General features: G+C 61.2%; 14 protein-coding genes, 1 pseudogene and 1 riboswitch. Of the genes and pseudogenes, 6 read left to right on the top strand and 9 right to left on the bottom strand.

Features of this window, described 5'->3' with window-relative positions; genetic code table 11:
- Nucleotides 1-49 precede the first annotated feature (49 nt).
- The 3 genes from dedD to I6G90_RS07270 all read left to right on the top strand — a co-directional run bounded on the left by dedD (nt 50) and on the right by I6G90_RS07270 (nt 2231).
- Complete coding sequence (gene dedD / locus I6G90_RS07280; protein ID WP_197930478.1) at nt 50-850, top strand: cell division protein DedD; 801 nt, start codon at nt 50-52, stop codon at nt 848-850.
- 172 nt (nt 851-1022) lie between these two features.
- Complete coding sequence (locus I6G90_RS07275) at nt 1023-1340, top strand: heavy metal-binding domain-containing protein (protein WP_042657642.1); 318 nt, start codon at nt 1023-1025, stop codon at nt 1338-1340.
- Between the two features lie 288 nt (nt 1341-1628).
- The gene (locus I6G90_RS07270; protein WP_197930476.1) at nt 1629-2231 is read left to right on the top strand and encodes a hypothetical protein; all 603 of its coding nucleotides are present in this window, start codon (nt 1629-1631) and stop codon (nt 2229-2231) included.
- Between the two features lie 114 nt (nt 2232-2345).
- Here the strand turns inward: I6G90_RS07270 and cysG are convergent.
- The 5 genes and pseudogenes from cysG to I6G90_RS07245 all read right to left on the bottom strand — a co-directional run bounded on the left by cysG (nt 2346) and on the right by I6G90_RS07245 (nt 7899).
- Nucleotides 2346-3738: pseudogene (cysG, locus tag I6G90_RS07265) on the bottom strand (siroheme synthase CysG).
- A 196-nt stretch (nt 3739-3934) separates the two neighbouring features.
- On the bottom strand, nt 3935-4945 hold the full coding sequence (asrC, locus tag I6G90_RS07260) for a sulfite reductase subunit C (protein WP_197930474.1): 1011 nt from the start codon (nt 4943-4945) through the stop codon (nt 3935-3937).
- A gap of 11 nt (nt 4946-4956) precedes the next feature.
- On the bottom strand, nt 4957-5796 hold the full coding sequence (gene asrB / locus I6G90_RS07255) for an anaerobic sulfite reductase subunit AsrB (RefSeq protein WP_021229668.1): 840 nt from the start codon (nt 5794-5796) through the stop codon (nt 4957-4959).
- A gap of 1 nt (nt 5797) precedes the next feature.
- Entirely contained in the window at nt 5798-6856 is a 1059-nt protein-coding gene (gene asrA, locus I6G90_RS07250; RefSeq protein WP_075113046.1) for an anaerobic sulfite reductase subunit AsrA, read from the bottom strand.
- A 200-nt stretch (nt 6857-7056) separates the two neighbouring features.
- Complete coding sequence (locus I6G90_RS07245; protein ID WP_197930472.1) at nt 7057-7899, bottom strand: patatin-like phospholipase family protein; 843 nt, start codon at nt 7897-7899, stop codon at nt 7057-7059.
- A 269-nt stretch (nt 7900-8168) separates the two neighbouring features.
- Here I6G90_RS07245 and I6G90_RS07240 point away from each other — a divergent pair, with 269 nt between their 5' ends.
- Nucleotides 8169-9185, top strand: a complete 1017-nt coding sequence (locus I6G90_RS07240) for a S66 family peptidase (RefSeq protein ID WP_197930470.1) — start codon at nt 8169-8171, stop codon at nt 9183-9185.
- Between the two features lie 63 nt (nt 9186-9248).
- Here the strand turns inward: I6G90_RS07240 and I6G90_RS07235 are convergent, their stop codons facing one another.
- Nucleotides 9249-11504, bottom strand: coding sequence for an LTA synthase family protein (locus tag I6G90_RS07235; protein ID WP_197930468.1), 2256 nt, complete (start codon nt 11502-11504; stop codon nt 9249-9251).
- 255 nt (nt 11505-11759) lie between these two features.
- On the opposite strand from I6G90_RS07235, the gene I6G90_RS07230 reads away from it, so the two are divergent.
- A complete protein-coding gene (locus I6G90_RS07230) occupies nt 11760-12845 on the top strand; it encodes a protein kinase family protein (protein WP_197930466.1) in 1086 nt (361 codons plus the stop codon).
- Between the two features lie 82 nt (nt 12846-12927).
- Here the strand turns inward: I6G90_RS07230 and lysC are convergent, their stop codons facing one another.
- Entirely contained in the window at nt 12928-14280 is a 1353-nt protein-coding gene (lysC, locus tag I6G90_RS07225; protein ID WP_197930464.1) for a lysine-sensitive aspartokinase 3, read from the bottom strand.
- 90 nt (nt 14281-14370) lie between these two features.
- Nucleotides 14371-14594, bottom strand: a riboswitch (Lysine riboswitch).
- A 107-nt stretch (nt 14595-14701) separates the two neighbouring features.
- Complete coding sequence (gene argA, locus I6G90_RS07220) at nt 14702-16030, bottom strand: amino-acid N-acetyltransferase (RefSeq protein ID WP_042657634.1); 1329 nt, start codon at nt 16028-16030, stop codon at nt 14702-14704.
- 268 nt (nt 16031-16298) lie between these two features.
- On the opposite strand from argA, the gene msrA reads away from it, so the two are divergent.
- Nucleotides 16299-16931, top strand: a complete 633-nt coding sequence (gene msrA, locus I6G90_RS07215) for a peptide-methionine (S)-S-oxide reductase MsrA (protein WP_197930462.1) — start codon at nt 16299-16301, stop codon at nt 16929-16931.
- Nucleotides 16932-17193: 262 nt separating this feature from the next.
- On the opposite strand, the gene I6G90_RS07210 is transcribed toward msrA, so the two are convergent.
- Nucleotides 17194-17529, bottom strand: coding sequence for a DUF3802 family protein (locus tag I6G90_RS07210; RefSeq protein WP_101347415.1), 336 nt, complete (start codon nt 17527-17529; stop codon nt 17194-17196).
- Between the last annotated feature and the right edge of the window lie 55 nt (nt 17530-17584).

Here is a 17584-nt window from a genome sequence, read left to right as displayed (position 1 = left end):
GGGCGGGGAGCCAAATCGCATATTGAGTTACGTAAAGGTAGGATTTAACTTGGCCTCGAAGTTTCAAAACCGTCTGGTGGGCACCGTCATCCTGGTGGCCCTGGTTGTTATTTTCCTGCCGGACTTGCTGGATGGTCACAAGCTGGCGCAAAAGGAGGAGGCCTTTGCCAAGATCCCGCTGCGCCCCGAGCTGGAGCCAGCCAAGCCTGCGCTGCAAGTCTCGGCGGCCAGCACCTTGCCTGCTGAGCATCTGGCCAGCCAGCAACAGGCCTCTGCGGCCCAACAGTGGCAAGTGGAAGAGGTGGCTGACCCCATGACCCTCGCCGGTCAGGGCAACGGCGCGCAGCAGGCGACAACCCCTGCCGCACCGGCGCAGGTCCAGTCGCAACCGAATGCCCAACCCAAGCCGCAAACCAAACCGGAAGTGGTGGCCAAAAAGCCGGTCGAACCGCCAAAGCCAGCACCCAAGCCGACGCCAGCCAAACCGGTTGAAGTGGCCAAGGCGCCCGCGCCGGCCAAAGCGCAGGCGGGTCAGATCAAGTCCCTCGACGATCTGATTGAAAGCAAGATGACCCAGCCGACCACACCCGCGCCTGCTGCTGTGCCGGCGCAGGGTAGCTGGATCCTCCAGCTTGGCGCCTTCAAGAACGTCGACAGCGTCAACGCGCTGGTGAGCAAGCTGCGGGCGGCGGGCTACTCTGCCCACACTTCGCCGCGCACACCGGTGCAGGGTCAGCTCAACCGGGTCTTTATCGGGCCGGATGTCTCCAAGGCCAAGCTTCAGGGGATGCAGGGGCGGATCTCCCAGATGACGGGCCTCAGTGGCTCGGTGGTCTCATACAATCCGTAACGGTCTGGCCGCTGGCCATGACGTTCCGATAGCAACACCGCGCTCCGTGCGCGGTGTTTTTTTATCTGGCCGTCGTGATTTTTAAGGTCGGCGTCGCACAGGCCTCCACCCGGTTGGGATTTTCGGGCAGTTGGGGTAGTCTGAGCCCTTCTGCTACTCACAGGAGTTCAAGATGATCCTCTCGACGACCCCCACGCTGGAAGGCAAAACCATTCGTGAATACCGCGGCATCGTGGTGGGCGAAGCCATCCTCGGCGCCAACATTTTCAAGGATCTCTTTGCCGGGATCCGCGACATCATCGGTGGCCGCTCCGGCGCCTATGAAAAAGAGCTGGCCCGTGCCCGCGAGATCGCTTTCGACGAGCTGAAAGAGCGCGCCGCGGCCCTTGGTGCCAACGCAGTGGTCGGCATCGATATCGACTACGAGGTGGTGGGGCAAAACGGCAGCATGCTGATGGTCAGTATCAGCGGCACCGCCGTGGTGTTCTGATATCCTGCCGCCAGCTGTTCGGGCCAAAGCCGATAACCGGGTTATCGGCTTTTTTGTGCCCGGCTGCTGGCAACGAGGCGTGAACGGGGTGTTGGACCCATGCCATTAATGAATCTAAGTTGCTGATTTCAAACTTTTATGTTTTTTCATAACCCGATGGCTCGGGTTTTATTTTTTTTAACTGGGCCCCCCTGGATCGCCGGACTAGAGTGGCAGCTATCAGGACGACACCTCATCACGGATGACCCCCATTTTGCATGAACCACTCTTTCTTGAAGGCGTATCAAGATGCACAAAAAATCTGCTCTGTTGACTGTTATCACGCTGGCCATCGCCGCTTATGCCGGAAGTGTTGCCGCGGCCGTTCCCAACTTTACCGCCAGCTGTCCGATGAATATTCAGGTCAAGGCGCAAGGGGGCAATGTCTTTATCAATGGCAAGAAGGCCACGCTGAAAACCGATGCGCCGACCGCCTATACCGCCCAGAGCGGCAAGATCATGATCGGCATCACCTCTGACTCCACGACCAGCGAGCCCAGCGTCGATTACGCCATCAAGCATGACAAGCGCGCCAACGGCATCTGTACGGTCAGCGCCTGGTCTGCTGGCAAGGCGGCTACGCTGCCGATGGCCAAAGGGGATTCCCCCTATCAGGGCAAGTGGACCGCCAGAAACAGCGAGACCGGTGCCACCGTGGCCAACATTCAGGTGGATGGCAAGGAGCAGGTGTGGGTCAACGGGGTCAAGGTGAAGGCCAAGCGGGCCGATGGTGCGCTGCAGTTTCGTCAGGGCACCATTCTCTATACCCTGCAGGGGGATCCGCGCATTCGTTATGAGAGTGACTGGAATGACAGCGATGCCCAGAACACCGGCCCCATCACGCTGGAGTAACGGGCGCGCGGTTTAGCGCTTATCCTGTTGATGAAAAAAGCAGACACCGGTTGCACGGTGTCTGCTTTTTGTCTATGGAGGGCATTATCCCGCCCCTTGGACACGTCTGCCGGATCAGACACCGGTGAGGGTGTTGGCCTCCCCATACCAGTCCAACTTGTCGGCGAGGGTCACCACAGAGCCGATGATGATCAGGCTCGGGCTCTTCACCTGACGAGCCAGTGCGGCCAGCTGTTGCAGCTCGCCGCGCACCACCCGCTGACTGAGCTGGGTGCCTTGCTCCACCAGCGCCACCGGGGTGTGGCCGGGCATGCCGTGGGTTTGCAGCTCATCCTGAATGCGGGCGGCGTGGGCTAGCCCCATGTAGAACACCAGGGTCTGGTGAGGCGCGGCCAGTGCCGACCACTCCTGGGCAATATTGCCCTCCTTGTCGTGACCGGTGATGAACTGCACTCGCTGGGCATGGTCGCGGTGGGTGAGGGGAATGCCGCTGTAGGCGGCGCAACCCGAGGCCGCGGTGATGCCCGGCACTACCGAGAAGGGGATGCCTGCCTCGGCCAAAGTCTCCAGCTCCTCGCCGCCCCGGCCAAAGATAAAGGGATCGCCCCCCCTTGAGCCGTACCACCTGTTTGCCTAGGCGAGCCTGCTCCAGCAACAGCTGGTTGATCGCCTGCTGGGGCACACAGTGGCGGCCCGCCTCCTTGCCAACAAAGATCCGCTCGGCATCCCGGCGAACAAGTGCCAGCACCTCCTGCGAGACCAGCCGGTCATAGACCACCACATCTGCCTGTTGCAGCTGCTGCAGACCGCTTAGGGTAAGCAGCCCCGCATCGCCGGGGCCAGCCCCCACCAGGGTGACGCTCCCTTTGCTCTGCAGCGGCTCATTGAGCAGCTCGGCGACGCTCTGTTCGGCTGCCTGCTGTTGGCCGCGCGCCAGCTGGAGGGCGAGGCGATCGTGGCTAAAGAGTCGTTCCCAGAAGCGGCGGCGGGCCAGCTTGTCCGGTATGGCCTTTACTCGCTCGCGCAGCTTGCCCGCCAGCGCCGCGAGCTGGCCGAGGTGCTGCGGCAGCATGGCTTCGAGTTTTTCCCGCAGCTGGCGGCTCAGTACCGGCGCCGCGCCTGCGCTGGATATGGCCACCATCAGCGGCGATCTGTCGATGATGGCGGGCATCATGGCGCTGCAGTGGGCCGGAGAGTCCACCACATTGCAGAAAATCTGGCGCAGGCTCGCCTCGCGAAAGACCTGATGGTTGACCTCTGGATTGTCAGTGGCGGCGATCACCAGCCACTTGCCATCGAGCAGTTCGGGGTGAAAATCGGCGGCGCAGACGGTCAGGCGCCCCTGCTCGGCCCAGCTCATCAGCTGGGGTTCCAGGTGCGGGGCATTGATGGTGATCTTCGCCTTGGCATTGAGCAGCAGACGCGCCTTGCGCACCGCCACCTCACCGCCGCCGACGATCAGTACCGGCTTGTTTTGAAGCTGACAGAAGAGAGGGAGAAAGTCCATAACAGGCTCCGGATGCTGGCCCGCTCGCAATACCGCGCCGGGCGAGATAGCAGGGCGCGCCGTGACGCACCCCGGATGGTCGGGGGAACGGTCCCCCGACGGGAATAAAAAAGGGGAAGGGTGATCGACGCCCGGGCCAACGACAGATCCCCACCGGTGTCGGCCACTTGATCACGCTTCCCCAAACGAGGTTTTTCTATTGCACCGCTTTGACGTGCATGTTGGCGACGTACTGATCTTCGGCCCAGAAGATGCGGTCAGCGACCATGGCTTCCGGGTTGAGGGTGACGCCGCGCAGCACCCGCTCCTTGAACTTGTGATAACCGGCCCTGTCGATAAGGTGACCCATGTGCAGGTAGATGGGCTTGCCATCCAGCATCTCGGCCTCGAACTCGAACAGGTTCTTGATCACCGCATGCAGCACCTCTTCGGTGACCCAGTTGAGGAACAGCTTGCCGGTACGAGGGGTCTTCTTGCTGGTGCGTCCCCCCAGCTTGACCATGTAGAGCTGCTTGGGATCCCGCTGCCAGGCCATGGTCGGGCAGGCCAGTACGCACTCGCCACAGCCGATGCACTTGCTCTCCTCCTTGACCGCCTTGCCATGCTTGATGGCGAGGCAATCCACCGCGTGGTGGCTGCACGCCTTGACGCAGGCGCCGCAGCCGATGCAGCGCTCGGCATTGAAGTGGATTTTGGCGATGCCGAGGATGCCGAAGTCGGCCATGTTGGCCTTGGCGCAGTCGTTGGGACAGCCGGCGATCACCATCTTGAGGTGATAGGGGTTGGGGTAGAGGTGTTTCTCCATCCGCTGGGCCAGCCCGGTGCAGTCGATATTGCCCTTCTGGCAGATGGTATTGCCCTGACAGGCGACGATGTTGCGCCCGCCGATGGTCTGGTAACCGGCTTGGGTGTCTTCTACCTCGATGCCGCAGGTCTCCACCTCGATCTCCTTGATAAAGGGTTCGAGGGCGGCGTTGACCTTGTCCATGTCCTGATACTTGATGCCGGGCATCGCCAGCTTCTGGCGGGTGGTGAGGTGGATCAGGCCGTTGCCGTACTGTTCGGCGATCTGCTGGGCCACCGCCAGCAGGTGGGCGGGCATGATCCCGCCGGGAATGCGTACGCTGATCATCGCTTCGCCGCGCACCTTGGAGAGGCGGTATTCGTTCTTGGCGCGGGCCTTGATGATGTCGATATCGAGACTCATGGTGTTCTCCCTCAGTCGATCAGATGCTGGGCCTGGTCAAAACGAAAGACCGGTCCATCCACGCAGATATAGGTGTCGCCCATCCGGCAGTGGCCGCATTTGCCCACGGCGCAGGCCATGCGGCGTTCGTAGTCGACCCAGATGCGATCCTTGGGGATGCCCCGCTCGAGGAAGGCGAGCACCACGAAGCGGATCATGATGGGGGGGCCGACCACGATCACCTGGATATCCTCCTTGTCAGCGAGATCCAGCTGGTCGATGTAGTCGGTGACCCGGCCGATGCGAAACTGCTCGCTCTCCTTGCCCTCGTCCAGGGTGACGATGAGGTTCTGCTGCTCGGCCCAGAGCGGCATCTCGTGGCGATAGAGCACCGCCTGCTCGTTCTTGAAGCCGAGGATCATGTCGAGGGATTTCACCTCTTCCGGATGTTTGCTGAAGCGGCGCAGCAGCCCCTTGACCGGGGCGACGCCGGTGCCGCCCGCCACCACGATGAGGTGCTGGTTGCGGTAGGTCTCCAGCGGATAGCCGTTGCCGTGGACGCCGCGCATCCACACCTTGTCGCCCACATCGAGGGCAAACAGCGCATCGGTCACCTTGCCGACCTTGCGGATCAACAGGTCCACATAGCCATCGCCATAGTCGGAGACCGAGATAGGCGCTTCGCCGACGGTGGGCAGGGAGATCTCCACAAACTGGCCGTAGTGGACATCAAAGTCGCGGGAGACCCGAAAGTTCCACTCAAGCTCGGTGTGACGCTCGATGGCCAGAATGGTGTAGGCCTTGGGCAGCAGGCGGTTTTCGACCACGTCCTGCTGCGGTTCTGCTGTTGCGGTTTGCTGGCACTGGCACATATCAGTTCGCCCCCTGCGCGTTGTCGGCTGCGATGGTCTGTTCGACCACATCGGTCATCTTGTTGATGATGTTGCTAAAGGAGATGTAGTGAGGGCAGCGATCGTCGCAGCGGCCACAGCCGACGCACATGTGCTCCTCCCCCTGACGTGCCTTGTAGTCGTTGACCTTGTGCAGGGCGCGATAACGCAGGCGCTCGCCATGTTTGGCGCGAAAACCGTGGCCACCGGCCATGTCGCTGAAGCCATCCACCATGCAGCTGGCCCACTGGCGACGGCGCTCACCCTGCTTGGGGTTTTCTGCATAGGTGAGGTCGTGCACGCTGTAGCAGCTGCAGGTCGGGCAGGAGGTGGTGCAGCGACCGCAGCCGATGCAGCGGCTGTCATACTCGGCCCAGACCGGATGAGCGGTGAGGATCTGGCGGATCCGCTGGGGGTCGTCACAGATGCTGTCCGGAGTGCGTACCTTGACCGGGTTGCTCTGGACAAATTCCGGGGTGAAGTCGTCGGATTCACCGAGTTCGGCAAAGTAGCCGAGCAGCTCGGGATCCTTCACCTCGATGCGGGCCCCCTCATCGCTCAGACGAATGGCGGCGGCGTAGTCCTGGGTCTCGTTGCTGCCCATGGAGACGCAGAAGCAGTTCTCGAAGCTCTCACGGCACTCCAGCAGCACCAGCTTGAGCTTGCTGCGCAGCCGGGCGTAGTAGACGTCGCTGTTCTGGCCATTTTTCAGGTAGACCTGATCCAGCCTGCGCAGAGCGTGGATATCACAGCTGCGCAAGAACAGCAGGGTGGGCTTGGCCTCCACCTTTGATTCGCGCAGCTCCAGATTGTCGAAGTGGAACAAGGTCTGGGTGATGGGGAGCACCACCTCTTTCGGGGAGAAGTGGGACTTCTCCTGCCACACCAGATCGGCCGGATGGCGGATGCTGTGGTAGGTGACGTTGTCGGTGTCGGAGAAGCGGCCGCCCCGATATTCGGCCGCGGGCGCCATGATCCGGTAATCGGGCAGCAGCCGCTCGAACAGCTGCGCCAGCGCGGGATGGGTGAGAAGAAACGACATAAATAAACACCTTGTATGAGGGTGAGATGCCCTGGCATAGGGATGAGGAGCGGGCCGGTCAGGATGTCTGGCATCGGTTCTGGCCGCGCTTGCCTCGCCACGGTCTGTTTTTATGACTCATGTTGCTCAACTGACCCGATGGTTATTGTGTTGGCGGCGCGTGCGTCGCGGCAGGTCGGGTCATGCCTGTAAAACCCTTATCAATTGAGCAGGGCGGCCTGATAGCCTGCGCACTTGCCCATCACGTATCCCATCTCCAGCTTGTTGATATCGCGGGTAAAACGGGAGACGGGGAAGTAGTTGGCCGGGGCGATCACCTCGATCTGGCAGTCCTCCGGCGGATTGGCGATAAAATCGAGCGCCTCGTTATAGCTTCGATCCCGCTGCTCCAGGGCATGGGCCAGCGCGGGGCGGGTCTTGAGCAGGGTGCGGATCATCCAGGGGAACGGCATCGGTTTGAGCCGGTAGCCAAGCGGCTCGGAGAGGATCACCGTCATATGACGGGCACCGCGGCGGTAGGCCTCGATCACCGGGATGGAGTCGGCCACCCCCCCATCTGTCATCGGTACCCCGTGTACCTCCGGGTATTCGTGGGAGGCGAGGGGAATGGCGCAGCTGGCGGGCAGCACCTCGTTCATGTTCTCCGGCTTGACCCGGATGTACTCCGCCTTGCCGGTCAGGGTATTGGTCACCACCGCATAGAAGGGGATGCCGGTCTCGCGATAGCGATGGATATCGAGGGGGTATTTGCGGCAGCTGGTGTTCCACAGCCAGTGGATATCCACCAGATTGCCCCCCTTGGCAAAGCGCAGGGGATCCATAAACTGCTGGCTGCACGCCAGTTCGGTCAGGATGTCGTGGCTGCGGCCATGCTGACTGGCGAGGTAAGCCAAGAGGTTGGTGGCTCCAGCCGAGACGCCGATAGCGAAGTCAAAGGGGCGATAGTCATGCTCGATAAACGCATCCAGGACGCCGCTGGCAAAGATGCCGCGCATGGCACCGCCTTCTACAACCAATGCGCTGGGGGATGCGGTTCTATTCATGACAAGCACCTCATTGATAAGTGAGAGATAAAAGATAAGTGGGGGAGAAACGTCCGGGCTGTCAGACCGACCGCTTTGATAGCCAACCGGTGTTGGCCATCGCAATGAGGTCATTCTAGGAAGGGGATAGCGTTTAGAATATCTGTTAATAATGAATCAAGTGTTTGGTATTTCTAAACTCTAACGATAAAACCCGTTGTGATCAAAGGGGTTATGTAAGAGTCTCAAAGATTCTGTAATGGCTGGATGTTGGCAAGGATGCGCGTGTCATGACGTTATTGGTTCCCCCGCTGCTCAAACGTGGCGATACCATCGCTTTTTTCTCCCCCTCCAGCGCGGCGACCGCCTGGGCCCCCAACCGTTTTGCCCGCGCCAGGGCGTTTCTTGAGGGGAAGGGCTTCCGGCTCAAGGCGGGCAGCCTGACCGGCCAGCAGGATCACTGGCGATCCGGCTCCATCGCCGCGCGGGCCGAAGAGCTCAACGCCCTTATTCGCGACCCGCAAGTGCGCTGCATCATGTCGGTGATTGGCGGCAGCAACTCCAACTCCCTGCTGCCCTACCTCGATTTCGAGGCGCTCAAGCGCGATCCCAAGATCATCGTCGGCTACTCAGACGTGACGGCGCTGCTGCTCGGCATCCATGCCCAAACTGGCCTGGTTACTTTTTATGGCCCGGCGCTGGTGGCCTCCTTTGGCGAGTTGCCGCCGCTGGTGGACGAGACGCTGGCCAGTTTTTTACAGATTGCATTGGCCGATGAAGCTGGCGTCCCCTGCACGTTGCCCACCCCCGCGCAGTGGAGCGATGAACGGCTGGACTGGGAGAACCAGACCCGGGCCAAGCAGTGCCAGCCCAATCGGCTGATCTCGGTGGGCTCAGGTCGGGTTGAGGGACGGCTGATCGGCGGCAACCTCAACACCATGGCGGGGAGCTGGGGCTCCCCCTATATGCCGGCCATCGAGCACGGCGACATTTTGCTGCTCGAGGACAGCCTGAAATCAGCCGAGACGCTGGAGCGCTCCTTTGCCCACCTTAAGCTGTGCGGGGTGTTTGATCGGATCGGCGCGCTTATCCTCGGCAAGCACGAGCAGTTCAACAATCAGGGCAGTGGCAAGCGCCCCCTCGATATCCTGCTGGAGGTGGTGGGGGAACCGACTTTCCCCATTCTGGCGGAGTTTGATTGCGCCCATACCCACCCCATGCTGACGTTGCCGCTGGGTATCGAGGTGGCGCTCGATCTCGACCGCCAGCAGCTCACCTTGCTGCAGCCCTGGTGGCGAGCAGAATGAGTGCGAAATGAATGTCAAAAACAAGGCCGCTGATGCGGCCTTGTCTGTTTTTGTGGGGCGGGATCAGGGCAGGGCATCGGGCCGGAAGCTGGCGCGGATCTGCGGCACCAGGCTTGAGGGGTCGAATCCCTTCTCTTCCCCCAGCACCGGATGGAGTAGGGGCTTGTCCTCGATGGGGGTGATATCCCCCGCCAGCAGCTGACGAGTGGCCTGACCCATCTGGTAGAGCTGGCGCACCGGAGCAAACTGGGTCGCCAGATTGAGGGGGTCATCGGCGCGGGCAAAGGCCATCATGGGGATCTGGTAGGTGGCATCGCGCGCCGGTTTGTCACCGTGAATGCCCTTGCCGGCGGACATCAAAAACGGCTGGTGATCGCCAAAGGCCACCACCAGATAGCGCTTGCCCGACTGGTCGAGGGTCTTGAGCAGCCGCTCCAGCGAGGCCATGGCATCCACCACCCCGGTGTAGTAGGTGTTGAGCAGCTGGGTGTCACTCTCGCTCTGGTTCGGGCAGGCTCCGCTGCGCTCCTGCCCCTGATAGCGGGGGCCATCGAACGGGCCGTGCCCCTGCATGGTGACCGCGTAGGCAAACAGCGGCTGGCTATCCTGCTCGCTGCGCTTGAGCATATGGTCGATCAGCGCATCGTCGGAGATATAAAGCCCCTTGTGCTCGAGGGTGGTGAAGCGGGTATCGAACCAGCGCTCCTCATAGCCGAGCGCCGGGATCGCCTTGGCGCGGCCCCAGAATTTTTCCACATAGGGGTGGGCGAACAGCGTCTTATAGCCGCTCTGTCTGGCGCTCTGGGCCAGCCCCGGCACCTGCTCCGAGAGGTAGTAGTAGGGCACCACCCCCTGCTTGAGCAAGCCCACCGGCAGGCCGGTGTTCATCTCGAACTCCGCCAGCACCGTCATGCCGCCAGTGGTGGGGGAGTGGATGGTCTTGTGCCACTGCTGCACGCTGGCAGGCAGGGAGAGGGTGGGGGCCGGGGCGCAGATCCGCCCCTGCCAGTCGAGCATCAGCGACTCATATTGCAGCACGATCACCAGATCCCAGCGCGGCGCAATGCCCTGGGGCGGATGGCTCAACTGCGGAGTCAGCTCGTTGATCTGCAAGGGGTAGCGAAACACGCTGCCGCTTTGCAGCATCTCGTCCACCAGATTGAACAGATAGAGGCCGGGGCCGGAGCGGATGATGTCCCTGTGGTAGTTGACCGCGCGGTCCACGTAACGAATGTTGGCCCCCAGCAGCTTGTTGCCGGTCTGGGTGGCAAACACGCACAGCGCAAAGAAGGCGACGGTAGCGGCGGCGGTGCGCAGCACCCAGCGTGACAGGGCGAAGCGCCAGCAGAGAAACAGTGCCAGCAAGAGGGTGAAAATAGGCAGGATGGGATGTTGATCGAGCAGGATCCGCAGCAGCGCCAGCAGGTTGCCAAAATCATCCCCCCCGAGCGGCACGCCGTAGATGGCGATCTTCATAAAGTTGGCGAGCAGACCTATGCCCGAAAGCGCGGTAAAGACCAGCCCCATATAGAGGTTGAAGCCCGCCAGTGCGCAGAGGCTCCAACCCAGCACCATGCTGCCCCAGGCGAGATAGTAGTGCTCCGGCCGAAAGCCTGACCAGAGCAGAAACTCCCCCAGTTTGAACACCACGAAGCCGTGCAGCAGCACGAAGGTGAGGTTGCCCAAAAGCAGGCTGCCGATGATCCGCCAGCGCAGGCTGCGGCGCAGCTTTGGCAACACGGTTTTGAGCACGGCAGCGCTCAGGGCCAGCACCAGAGTCAGGCTCACCACCAGATAGGTGAGGTTGAAGCCCTGCTCCGGCAGGGTTTGCAGGATCTGGCTGAAATCACCGCTCTCGGGGCGATCCTTGAGTAGCAGACCGATGCGCAGCTGATAGCGGCTGGCCAGCGCGTCGTCCGGGGCGCGCAGGGTGCTGTTGAGATCCAGCGAGCAGCGGTTATTGCGGCACACCTGACGTTTATCCACCGCCTGACTCAGCTCGTCGATCCGCTCTCCCTTGTCGTTGAGCAGCTCCACCCGTACCTTGTCCCCCGCTTGCAGTGGCCCTCGCAACTGCCACTGGCTGCGCACCACCAGATAGAGGCCGCGGCTGTCGCTTTTATAGAGCAGGGCGTGGCGGGTGAGGGTGGCCAGCGGATTGTCGGCGGGGCCCAGCACCAGCGGCTGGGCACGGCCCAGCCAGCTGCCGGGATTGATCAGCGGCAATAACAGCGTCAGCAGCAGCAATCCGCCCAGCAGGGCCAGCAGCAGAGAGGGCAGACTCAGGACGCGGTGGCGGCCTGAGGAGGGGCGATTCATATAAGCTCATCCTTTGAGCGAGTGAGGGAGAGATCGTTCATCCGCATAGAGTTTGACCCGATGGTGCGGGCCTTGTTCCGGGTTGTCAATTTAATGACCACTCAATGAATATTTGGTTACAGTTCAACCTTGCAAATTGTGATCCCGATCGAGGGGTTGCACGGAATATGTGATGAAAGCGTCATCATGGGGTTTTGCCGCTGGCCTGGGAGAAAGGCGCTGTTTAGTCTCTCAATAGCGACAGGAGGTACATGTATGAATCCTAAGGTGATGGCGCGCCAGGCCAGATTGCTGCGCATGCTGGAGAGCAAGGAAGAGATCCGGATCGGGCGCGAGCGTGACTGCCCGTTGCCGCTGGCACAGCTGGTCAAACTGAAGGATACCCATCCGGCGGTGATCAAGGTCTATCGTCACGGTCTCACTGCTGAGGTGTTTCACCTCAAGGTGGAGGGGCACCACTGGTGTCTCAAGCGGCGGCGTCAGGATTCGCTGGTGGCCAACCTCGATGGCAAGACCGCCTTTCTGACCGAACTGGAGCGGCGGCGCGAAATCGAGGCGCTGCGCGAGCTGCATCCCACCATCCTCTCCCATGTGGTCTGCACCAGCTTCGGCTCGGCGCGGGCCGGAGTGCTGGTCTCCCCCTGGCTGCGGGGCGTGCCGGTGCATCAGCTCAACGAACGCAATCTGGCCCAGATGCTGGAGGTGCAGGGGGAGCTGGCCCGCTGGGGCTGGTTTGACTGGGATCCGAGCCCGGGCAACCTGCTCGACGACGGTGAGCAGATCAGCGTGTTCGACTTTGGCTATATGTGGACCTTCGATCCCCGCTTTGAATACAACTCCAACGGTCTGGTCGATCCGCAGTTCCATGTACCGGAGCGGTTGGAGACCCGCACTCTCTCCGGGCTCTGGCTCGATGAGGCCGATCCCCTGCAGCAATTTCGCTACTGGCGCGAGCTCTGCCTCAAGTGGGTGAAACGGGAGATCCATCACCTGATCCGTGAAGGGGCCAGTGCGCCAGTGCTGGCCCGCCTGCACGCCCTGCAAGGGGAGTGGAGCGCCGCACTGGCGAGCGACGAGGCGCTGGTCGCCAACTGGTGGCGGGACATGTATCGCAGCCACCGGCTCGATGTGGCCGATGATCTGAGCGGCCAGAGCTGCGGCCCGCTGACCCTGCGTCGGCTCGACTGGCTGATGCAGGCGGTGACGGAGCATTATCCGCTACTGGTGGACAATCTCTCCTCTCAGGAGACGGAGCTTGGCCAGACCGGACTGCTGGCCCGCTTGCAGCAGCTGCGCCGCGAAGCCGTGGCCTGCCAGTTGCCCGCCACCAGCTTTGCCTGAGCCAATACGTCAGTGATACACAAATAAACAGGGCGCCTTGTCGGCGCCCTGTTGCATGGTAGGAAACGCATCGCGGTGAGGGTCAGTCCAGCAACTCCTGATGGAGGCGATTGACGATATTGCCCGCCTCGCTCTCCTTGACCAGGAAGCAGAGGTTATGGGCGCTGGCGCCGTAGCAGATCATCCGGATGTTGTGCTCGCGCAGGGCGTCAAAGACCTGACTGCCCACCCCGTTCACTTCGCTCATCCGGTTGCCGATCAGTGCCACCAGTGCCAGACCGGTTTCCACCTCCACCTTGCAGAGTTGCCCCAGCTCGGCCAGTACCTTGTCGCTCAGGATCGGCTCGCCGTTGCTCTGGCTGCCGGTGTGATCCAGCGTCAATGACACGCTCACCTCCGAGGTGGTGATGAGATCCACCGAGATGCGGTGACGGGCCAGAATGCCGAACACTTCCGCCAGAAAGCCGTAGGCGTGGAACATGTTGAGGCTGTGCAGGGTCACCAGCACCTGCTGGCGGCGCAGGGCGACGGCGCGAAACAGCGGGCTTGAATCTGTGCTGGCGCGGATCCAGGTACCACCGGCGGCAGGATCCCTGGCGGAGCCGACAAACACCGGAATATTCTGGCGCACCGCCGGTTGCAGGGTGGCGGGGTGCAGCACCTTGGCGCCGAAGGTGGCCATCTCCGCCGCTTCGACAAAGCTGATTTCGGGGATGGGGCGGGCGCGGGTGACGAGACGCGGATCCGTGGTGTAGATGCCGGGCACATCGGTCCAGATCTCGATACTGGCGGCATCGAGCGCTTCGGCGAGCAGGGCCGCGCTGTAGTCAGAGCCGCCGCGACCCAGCGTGGTGGTGCGACCATCGCCATCGGCACCGATAAAGCCCTGGGTGATGATGAGGCTGTCACCCAGCTGCGGGCCGAGCGTCTGCTGGCAGAGAGTGCGGGTGGTAGCCAGATCGACGGTGGCCTTGCCAAAGCGGCTGTCGGTGCGCATCAGCTGGCGCACATCCTGCCAGTGGGCCTTGACGCCGCGCTGACGCAGCAGTTCGGTAAAGAGGCGGGTAGACATCAGCTCGCCGCAGGCGATGAGGCGATCGGCCAGCTCCGCATCGGTATGCTGGTGGGCTTGCTGGGCCATGAGGCGGATTTCGTCCAGCTGACCATGAATGAGGGCGCTCACATCACCGGGGTTGCCGAGATCGGCCAGAATGGCTTGCTGGATCCCGGCCAGTTTGGCCAGCTGCTCGTCGCGGCCCGCTTCGTCCAGCTCACCTTGTGCCAGGGCGACCAGCAGGTTGGTGACACCGGCGCTGGCGCTCAGTACCACCACCCGGGTGGCGGGATTGGCCAGCACGATATCGGCGCAGTGATTCATGGCCGCGGCGTTGGCGACACTGGTTCCGCCAAACTTGGCGACATTGATCGGGCTCATTGCTTACTCCTGTCTTAATTTAAGATTCCGGTTCCATCGGGCAAAAAAGAGAGGAGGAGGCTGAAAATGGCAGGAATGAACGAAGCTATCCCGGCCAGAAGCACTCCACCTGCAGAGCCCATCCCGTACCGCCCCTGATAGGGCGCGGTGGGGGATGATCACTACCGATGACAACCCGGGGGATTCAGCCCCCGCAGCCGACGTTGAGGTCACCAGTCTCCTCACACGTCTCGGCGCTGCTCCCCCTGACCCAAGTTCACCGGACGCTGGCGTCCTCCCTTGGGCTGCCTGGGCAGCGCTCCTCTTCTGGCTCCACCAGGGCGGTGGAGTGCATTTAGAAATACCCTGCGTTGGATTGCACTGTCAATCGAGTTTGTGAAAAAGTTCAAATTGTCGGCTAACTCAACGCAGAATCAATGGGTTAGGCAATGGTTTTTGACAAAACCTTGGAACGGCGCTGCCAGTTGTAGAGACGCTGGCGCGCCACCGGCAGATCTTCCACTTCCAGCGGATCGAAGCCCCGCTCCCGGAACCAGTGGATGGAGCGGGTGGTGAGCACGAACAGGCGACGGATGCCGAGCCGCTTGGCCCGCTCGGCCACCTTGGCCACCAGCTGATCTCCCCGGTTGGAGTTGCGGTAGTCGGGGTGGATGGCGACGCAGGCCATCTCCGCCATCGCCTCTTCCATAAAGCAGTAGAGGGCCGCGCAGCCGATGATCAGGCCGTCGCGATCTATGATGGTGAACTTGTCGATCTCCATCTCCAGCTGCTCGCGGGAGCGGCGCACCAGAATGCCTTCCTCCTCCAGCGGGCGAATGAGATCCAGAATGCCACCGATATCCTCGATGGTGGCGGCGCGAGCCTGCTCGGCACTTTCCCGCACAATCTGGGTGCCGAGGCCGTCGCGACTGAACAGCTCTTGCAGCATGGCGCCATCATCCTGATAGCTCACCAGATGGGAGCGAGGCACGCCGCCGCGGCAAGAGGCAATGGCCGCACGCAAGTAGCGGGCGGTGCCGGACATCTCTTCACCCGCTTGCTCCAGCTCCACCAGCAGCTCTTCGGCCTGCTCGGGGAAGAGCTCGGAGATGGCTTCGCCGCGTCTGTCCATCACCCCCTGGGTGCTGCTAAAGCAGATCAGTTTGTCTGCCTTGAGATCGACCGCCACCCGGCGGGCCACCTCTTCGGAGCTGAGGTTAAAGCTCTCGCCGGTGACCGAGCAGCCGATGGGGGAGATGAGCACCAGACTCTTCTGATCGAGTTGGCGGGTGATCCCCTCGACGTCGATGCGGCGCACCCGGCCGCTGTGGCAAAAGTCGATGCCATCATCCACACCAAGCGGTTGGGCAGTGACGAAGTTGCCGCTCACCACGCTGATCCGCGCCCCCTGCATCGGGGTATTGGCGAGCCCCATGGAGAGCTGGGCGGTGATGTCGTATTGCAGGCCGCCACACACCTGTTTGATGATGGTGAAACTCTCGTCATCGGTGACCCGGATCCGTTTGTGGTACTGGGCCTCGATACCGGCGCGGGCCAGCGCCTCATCGTTTTGCGGACGTGAACCAAACACCAGCACCAGGCGTATGCCCAGTGTCTGCAGCAGGGCGATATCGCTGACGATATTGGCGAAGTTGGGGTGGCAGATGGCTTCTCCCCCCATCATCAGCACAAACGTGGCACCCCGATGCACATTGACATAGGGGGTGGATTGCCGAAAGGCATTGACCAGACTGGGTTCGCGTTCACGCACTTGATATTTCTTCCATAAAAAAACAGCGATTGGCTCAATATATGAAAATTAATTCACAAATCAAGACTAAATATTGATTTTGGCCGTTTCTGGTCTACGAGGAGCGGCTTGGCCGTGCGGATTGGGAACCGGTGGCAGGAAGCGCAGATAGCCGTCGGAGCGAGCGGGGAGGGGCACGCCGGTTGATCCGGCGCGATAAACTGCTATCTTCGATGCTCCTTTTCGTCAGCTGTGTGATTTCACAGGGTTTTATACAAGGACAGAATTCATGGAACAGATTATTTCACCGGCAGATGCCCTGCCGGGACGACGCGAAGCGATGGTGATTGGTCAGCAGCATGCGGTGAACGGCAACCCGACCCAGGGCCCCTGGCCGGAAGGGATGGCGGTGGCCTGGTTTGGCATGGGCTGTTTCTGGGGCGTGGAGCGCCTGTTCTGGCAGCAGCCGGGAGTCTACTCCACCGCGGCCGGTTATCAGGGTGGCGTCACCCAGAATCCCACCTACAAAGAGGTGTGCAGCGGGCTGACCGGCCATGCCGAGACGGTGCAGGTGGTGTTTGATCCGGCTGTGATCAGCTACGGCGATCTGCTCAGACTGTTCTGGGAGCAGCACGATCCGGCGCAGGGGATGCGGCAGGGGGGCGATGTGGGCACCCAGTACCGCTCGGTGATCTTCTATGGCGACGAGAGCCAGCAGATCATTGCCCAGCAGAGCATGGCGGCCTATCAGCAGGCGATGGCGGCGAGCGGCGACAGCCGTGCCATCACCACCCGCATTCTGCCGCTGGCACCCTTCTATTACGCCGAGGATTACCACCAGCAATATCTGGAGAAAAATCCGGATGGCTACTGCGGATTGGGTGGCATTGGAGTCTGTTTGCCGCCGAATCTGAACCGCTGAACAGGTTTGTAGGGACTTTCTTAAAAAAAGTGAAAATAAATGAGGTCTGGCGGGAACTTATTGCTACCTGACAGGACTAACTAGGTAGCGTCCAGGGATCGGATGCAAAGTCCAGACACATTTCTTGCCTTGAAAACCACCTGATGAATGAACGCTTGGGTGGATTGAAAATGATAGCAAGCAGGGCTGCCCACCAAGGCGGCCCTTTTCCTGTCTGCGTGTTTTGAAAACCTTGCGTTGGGCGGGAGAACCAAGCGGCAGATCAGCCGATCGCGCTGTCAAACAGGTTCTTGATCAGGTCAATAAACTCGATGAGGAAGGCTTTTTGTTCCGGGGTCGGGGCGCGCAGCCAGACGGCGGAGAGCACCTCTTCAAGATCGGCGACCACGGCGTCGGCCTCCTGCATAATGGCAAAACGCACCTTGGGATCGAGCTGGGGATTTTGCTCGCAAATAGCCATCAGGTTGCTGGCAACACGGCCACTGACCAGATCTTCGATGGTCTCTTCCCCGTTGCTCTGCTGTTGGGATTCAAACAATCCCAAACTCTCCACCAGATACTCGATCAGCGAGATATAGCCTTCACTTTCTACCACCATGGTTGCTGCCTCAATACAGTAACAATACGAAAATTAAGCGTATTTTAGTGGCTTG

Source organism: Aeromonas allosaccharophila, assembly GCF_016026615.1.
GTDB classification, from domain to species: Bacteria; Pseudomonadota; Gammaproteobacteria; order Enterobacterales; family Aeromonadaceae; genus Aeromonas; species Aeromonas allosaccharophila.
Note: the sequence above shows the minus strand (reverse complement) of the source record. Positions and strands in the feature narration are given on the sequence as shown.